Source organism: Succinimonas sp. (assembly GCF_045225735.1).
Taxonomy (GTDB): domain Bacteria; phylum Pseudomonadota; class Gammaproteobacteria; order Enterobacterales; family Succinivibrionaceae; genus Succinimonas.
Genome location: NZ_JBGVBR010000068.1, coordinates 1 through 5,733, shown reverse-complemented (window position 1 = coordinate 5,733; position 5,733 = coordinate 1). Strand labels below are relative to the sequence as shown.

Sequence of the window (5,733 nt, the reverse complement as noted above, 5' to 3'; positions counted from 1 at the left end):
CCAGGCCGCCGCATGGGGGGAGACCCTTTTGCGGTATTGAAACATCCATCTTGGTGCCGTAGTACTCATACCAGTTATAGGCCGCATGGGGGGAGACCCTTTTGCGGTATTGAAACATGTGGGCAGGATTAATACACCGTCTTTAGCAGTGTTAGCCGCATGGGGGGAGACCCTTTTGCGGTATTGAAACTTTAAAAGTTCCTCATCAGTTTGAGCATCGTTGTAGGCCGCATGGGGGGAGACCCTTTTGCGGTATTGAAACTTACTAAGCCCATTCAGGGCCTTATCAATGCTATCGAGCCGCATGGGGGGAGACCCTTTTGCGGTATTGAAACTAGGGAACCTCCACCTTCTAGGTACGGCGGGGATCAAGCCGCATGGGGGGAGACCCTTTTGCGGTATTGAAACTGCTAAGCTGTATGATGCACCTAGTGGTATTTCCGAGCCGCATGGGGGGAGACCCTTTTGCGGTATTGAAACTCAGCAACAGATTCAGCAGCAGGTTCAGCCTTAGCATGCCGCATGGGGGGAGACCCTTTTGCGGTATTGAAACCAGCGAGCTTCCTGTTATATCGTGAAATTTCCGGAGCCGCATGGGGGGAGACCCTTTTGCGGTATTGAAACTACCGGTACGCCCTCTACCGTTCTATTAGGTTTCGTGAGCCGCATGGGGGGAGACCCTTTTGCGGTATTGAAACTATCAGCTACAGTCTGTAAGTTGTTAATGTAGTTGGAGCCGCATGGGGGGAGACCCTTTTGCGGTAAAAACAGCTAAACTGCCTGCCCTGCAAAATTCATCCATCCGGAACTGTAATTTGCCATCTAACCTCATCTTTCGCTTTCGCACCAAAATCAAAAACTTCCGTAATCAAATTTTGGTTACAATTACGGTAACAAGGTCTGCTGATTAAGCCTGTGGATAAAATCATGCAGCCTCCTTTTGAGTTTGCCGGGAACGACGACAGGAGAACAGAAACGTGGAACTGAGCAGCGAACAGATGATTAAATTAAGGTGCGGGCTTATTTCCCTGACGGACGGGTTATCCAATCCTATGGCGGTCAGCGCCGAGGAGCATGCCGTGTTTTATGACTTTCTTGATTTTCTGGACGGAGCCAACGCCACTCCGCAGGGACTCTGGCAGTATCTCGGGATCGTGTTTCAGGGCGACTGCCAGACGCTCCGAGACGGGATCCGGGATAATGACGAGAGTATGGTGAAGGAGGCCCGGCTGGAAATGGCCGATCTCCGCAGAGTCGAATCCCTGCTGGTAAAAACCGGGGTTGCCAATGAAGAAGGCATTTCCCTGGACAGACTGGAACAGGATCCGGATGCTCCGGAGCTGGTTTTTACCGCGGACAGGCGATAACAGCCATCCCTGCCGGGAACTAATGCAACGAAAATAAGGGAAATAGCCATGGCCGCAACCGTTTTTTATGACTATGAGGATCTTGCTCCTCTTCTGAAGCACCGCCGGGACGAGCTCGCGGATTATCTCAAAGAGCCTGAAAAGGTCACCACCAGCGAGCTTCTGTACCGCAGATTTCTCCTGTCTCAGTACATGGAGTCCTGCGATCCCGAAAGGGCTCCTTATGTCAACGGGCAGTACCTTTTCAGCACCTACGGGATCAATAACACCAATGTCGGCTTGTACACCGGGGAAATCGAATACGAGAAGTCCGTCACCGGCGTAATTCATGTCTTCCCCGGCTTCCTGAAAATCCGCAGCGAAGGCCGCTTCCGGTTCTTCAGATCGTACGTCAGGGCTTATACGCCTCTGGAAGAGCAGCAGCTCTCCGTTCATGTGTTCGAGCAGGAGACAAATCTGCTTCAGCTGTTCCTGAAGGAGCTTTCCAAATCCGGCAGCCATCTCTCCTGCTACGGTGTATGGAAGAATCCCGTTATCTACACCGGCGAGTTCCGGGATGTCCTGATGGGGAGCTTCTGGGATCCGGAAACCCCCGGCCGGGCCATCACCCGCCAAATGGCTTTCTGGGGGGATTATCTGGTGTTCATGGAGCCCGGTGTCTTTTACTTCCTGAAGATCTCCGGCTATAACCCCGACAGTGCCCGGATCCTTGAACCTGATTTCAGGAAAAGGGATGCCTGAGAGCCGCGGTACAGAGGTAAAACAGGCCAGGTAAAAAGGGATTCGGTTGCAGGAGCGGGCGTGTCCCGGAATGACTTCCCGGAAGAAGAAACAATCTTTTGGGTTGGGGTACGGTTTGTTAATGCTTTTAAATCAACGCGAGATTCGAGATGACTGATCAGATTAAACCCGCGGCCTTTGCCTGCCCTTACTGCCATTCCATCGTATCGGCATCGGCCAAATTCTGCTGCGAATGCGGCATGCTTCTGGATGCGGACAAAGCGGCTCCTGTTCCGGTCTCTGAAGTACCGCCCCGGCCGGCTGCTTCTGCCGGGATGCCTTTCAAAGGGGTGATGTCTCCGTTTCTCGGCGGTTTTCCGGGATTCCCTGCTGACACACTTCCCCCGGGATACTGTCCCCCCAGCGACAAGGGCCTTAAGATGCTTCTGGACTGCTGCTCGAAATCGGTGGCTACCGGCATGGGGGATCTCCATGATGAGACGGTGCTTTATCTTGATGAAGCCTCCGGAGAATATCAGATCCACACCTACAGCAACCAGTTCGGCGGCCCTGAAATACACCGGGGCTATCGCGCGGACAAAGAGGTTTATGACCAGATCTTCGGGCTGATAAGGAAACTGGGACTGGACAAGTGTCAGGGCGGCCCGGATAACGGGATGTGCGGCGGAGAGTATGTCTGCAAGTTTGTTCTGGATGACGGCAGGCTGGTACGGCTTTCCACCTCCAATACGCCATATACCATGCACGGTGATTTGCACACCGTGGGCAACAGCCTCAGAAGTTTTATCGATCGTGACAGAGAAATATTGCCCGAATCCCGGAACTGCGAAGCCGGGAATCAAGAGGAGTGACATCAAGGAGTTTTCCGGCATCTTCAAGGTTATGAGGTTTCGGAGAAAGATGCCGGATTTGTTGATTTTTGCGGGAGAACCGGAAAATGCTGTCTCCCGCTGACATTTCTGAAACACTGTTCAGACGGATGTTTCATTCACACCACGCAGGATTCCGTGCGGTAGCTCTTTATGTCCCCAATGATGTCCAGACTTTTGGGTATAACTTCTTCGATGTGAGCATTTTCCCCCGGGATGAAGATTACCGATTTGCCCTGGTCAGGAGCGGTAAGCTCTTCAATGCGCTGCCTGAGTTCAAAAAGCTCCCGCTCGGTTACCCGGAGGCAGAATACCGAGTACTGAATGCGGTGGCCGTAGTTTTCCAAATACTTCACAAGACGGCGTCTTATTTTATCAATGGTGATGTCATAAGCGACAAAAATGAACTTTTTCATGATCAGAACTCCATGTTTCAAAACTCCATGCCTACATAATTGGTAAGATCTCCCCTGATAGTCCGCAGAAATACTCCGGCCTGGAGATAGATGGATTCCCGCCAGGAGCAGCGTCTGCCGGAAAGAGTATGGGTGCATAAGGTATCCAGCCTTCTTTGAAACAGAGTTATGAATCTCTTACGAGAGTTTTCTGTCAGGGAAACATAGCGTTCATGATCATCATCGAATTTCTCTTCGAAATCAGAGGCTTTGAACATATGCTTTCTGACTATAGTCACTATCAGGGCATCCACCACCGGAGAGCGGAACTCCTCCATAAGATCCAGGGCCAGAGAGGGTTTCCCGGAACGTTCGGTGTGCAGCACGCCAAGCCATTCGCAGAGCCCGCATGATTTCAGGGCGGCTATTACATTCTGGAGCAGAAGAGCATACCCGAAGGATATCAGGGCGTTAACAGGATCCCGGGGCGGCCGCCGGTTTCTGCCGTTCATGGCAAGTTCGCCGTTGCTTTCGGTCATTTGTTCGGCAAGGTTGTCAAAATACGCTGACGCAGCTTCACCCTCCAGTCCCATAAGCTGACCGATGTTTTGGGCATAAGAACAGGATGCGGCGAGTCTGAGAAGCTGAGCTGTGCAATTTCTGATCTTTAATGTCAGACCGTCATTTTTGGTAATCTTTTTGATCAGGCTGACCTGATTCCTGATTTTGGCAGCCACCAGACTTCTGGCAATGGCGATGCTCTTTTCGGGATCCTGAGCGGTCTCCACCTGACATTTCAGGGCAGCGGCATTTTTATAGGCGCTTTCCGGCCCCACGGAGACGGCATGGCATTTTCCGGTTGTGGAAGTGAATACCACCGGAATCCCTTCCTGACCCAGGGTTTTCAGGCAGGGAGTGGTGAGATTGATGCCGCCCACCAGAACAAGGGCGCTGAGTTCGGCCAGAGGCTTTCTGATTTCCGGGAAGCTGTCATTCTGGATTATCAGACATTTGCCGGTAACGGAAATCCTGCTGCCCTGAGTGCAGACAAAGAGGGGGTATTTTTCATAATCGTTTTTGAGGTAAAGCTGCTTTTCCTCATCAGACATGTTTTCAAAATCGGCAATGCCCGGAGTGATGGCATCGGAAGCGCAATGATCCAGATCCGGACAGCGGGAGCACCGGGCGCAGGTCTTGGTTACCGCCGGGGGAGTGTCGCTGAGAGCTGCGGCCTTCAGGCTGACCATAAGCTTCCGGAACTCCGTCATCTCCTCTTCCGAAAATGTTTCCAGACTGGTAAGGCCGGTCAGGGGATCCCGCAGAAGACCGCCGTCGCAGTGCCTCCCGCGCTCCGTCATCAGCCAGTAATGAAACTTCAGAATAAGCCGCTGCTCCTCCGGGGCATGCTTTTCCAGCGGGGAGATGGCGGTCACAATCAGGCCGTTCAGACAGTAGATGCGCATGATGCCCTCGAAGATCTGGTCAGAGCTGGATAAACGCAGGGTTTCCAGAGATACCAGATCGGTTTTGGCATTCTGGTTCAGGTTTTTCAGGAGGGCGTCGAACTCCCGGCAGCGATCATCAATGATGGTTGTCAGGCCGGCATTGGAACGAATCACGGCGGGAACATCAAGAGGCATGATATCGGAACCGGTATTTTCAGACGGAACGGAGACACTGTCCTCTTCCTCGCTCATCATGGCTTCATGGTACTGATTCCAGAGTTTCCGGGGACAAGACTGACCGGTAATGACAGCCTTCCAGGTGAGGCGGAGATTCTTATTCCGCCCGGGCACGCCCACAGGAAGGGCGGCTCCGGAGATAGTTGCGGAAGAGACCGCAGAAGAATCAGGAGAAGCAGAAGAAGCGTGATCGGCGGGGGAGAATGCAGCAGTCATAACGGGTTCCTTTTTTTGTCTGAGTGTTCTTGGTAAGGATTCCGGAAAGGCCGTCGGAAATGCCCTGTTTTTATTGCATCCCGGACAAGTTCCAAAACGGCCATGGCCCAAATTACCCTATGGGTGTTTCAATTCTCTTACAGAAAAGATCCGCAAACGGAAATAAAAAGTGCAAAAGTTCATGCCATGAAGAGAGCTCCTGAAAAGAGCCCATGTTATGAACTCTGAAAATTCCTCTCCTGCGGTTCTTCCCGGTAACTTCGGGTTTATCCATTAAGCTTCTAAAGCGATGTTTCCGCCGTGAGCCCGTCTGGAATCTCATAAAGATTTTTTACCAATGTGTTGAATGTGATGCTCTTAAAGGTATATTTATTAGCAATGATGGATAATTAATGAGAAGGGGAGCATTCATCCTGACAGCTCTGAAACCAGATTCCGGACACAGCAGATCCCCGGATGAGTC

At 51.9% G+C, this 5,733-nt stretch carries 6 protein-coding genes and 1 CRISPR repeat array; of the genes, 3 read left to right on the top strand and 3 right to left on the bottom strand.

The features are described from left to right. Positions 1-7: 7 nt before the first annotated feature. A CRISPR array of direct repeats spans positions 8-771; the repeat unit is 36 nt; unit sequence GCCGCATGGGGGGAGACCCTTTTGCGGTATTGAAAC. Between the two features lie 23 nt (positions 772-794). Next, on the bottom strand, positions 795-929 hold the full coding sequence (locus ACJROR_RS02395; protein ID WP_406545700.1) for a hypothetical protein: 135 nt from the start codon (positions 927-929) through the stop codon (positions 795-797). A 48-nt stretch (positions 930-977) separates the two neighbouring features. Between ACJROR_RS02395 and ACJROR_RS02390 the strand changes: the two genes are divergently transcribed. From ACJROR_RS02390 to ACJROR_RS02380, 3 genes are all read left to right on the top strand, one after another. After that, positions 978-1,367 (top strand): hypothetical protein, encoded by a 390-nt coding sequence (locus ACJROR_RS02390; RefSeq protein ID WP_406545699.1) that lies wholly within the window; start codon positions 978-980, stop codon positions 1,365-1,367. A gap of 48 nt (positions 1,368-1,415) precedes the next feature. Then, entirely contained in the window at positions 1,416-2,108 is a 693-nt protein-coding gene (locus ACJROR_RS02385; protein ID WP_406545698.1) for a hypothetical protein, read from the top strand. A gap of 149 nt (positions 2,109-2,257) precedes the next feature. Beyond that, a complete protein-coding gene (locus ACJROR_RS02380; protein WP_406545697.1) occupies positions 2,258-2,959 on the top strand; it encodes a hypothetical protein in 702 nt (233 codons plus the stop codon). 137 nt (positions 2,960-3,096) lie between these two features. On the opposite strand, the gene cas2 is transcribed toward ACJROR_RS02380, so the two are convergent. Then, the gene (gene cas2 / locus ACJROR_RS02375) at positions 3,097-3,393 is read right to left on the bottom strand and encodes a CRISPR-associated endonuclease Cas2 (RefSeq protein ID WP_406037842.1); all 297 of its coding nucleotides are present in this window, start codon (positions 3,391-3,393) and stop codon (positions 3,097-3,099) included. Between the two features lie 17 nt (positions 3,394-3,410). Then, entirely contained in the window at positions 3,411-5,270 is a 1,860-nt protein-coding gene (cas1, locus tag ACJROR_RS02370; RefSeq protein WP_406545696.1) for a CRISPR-associated endonuclease Cas1, read from the bottom strand. Positions 5,271-5,733: the final 463 nt, after the last annotated feature.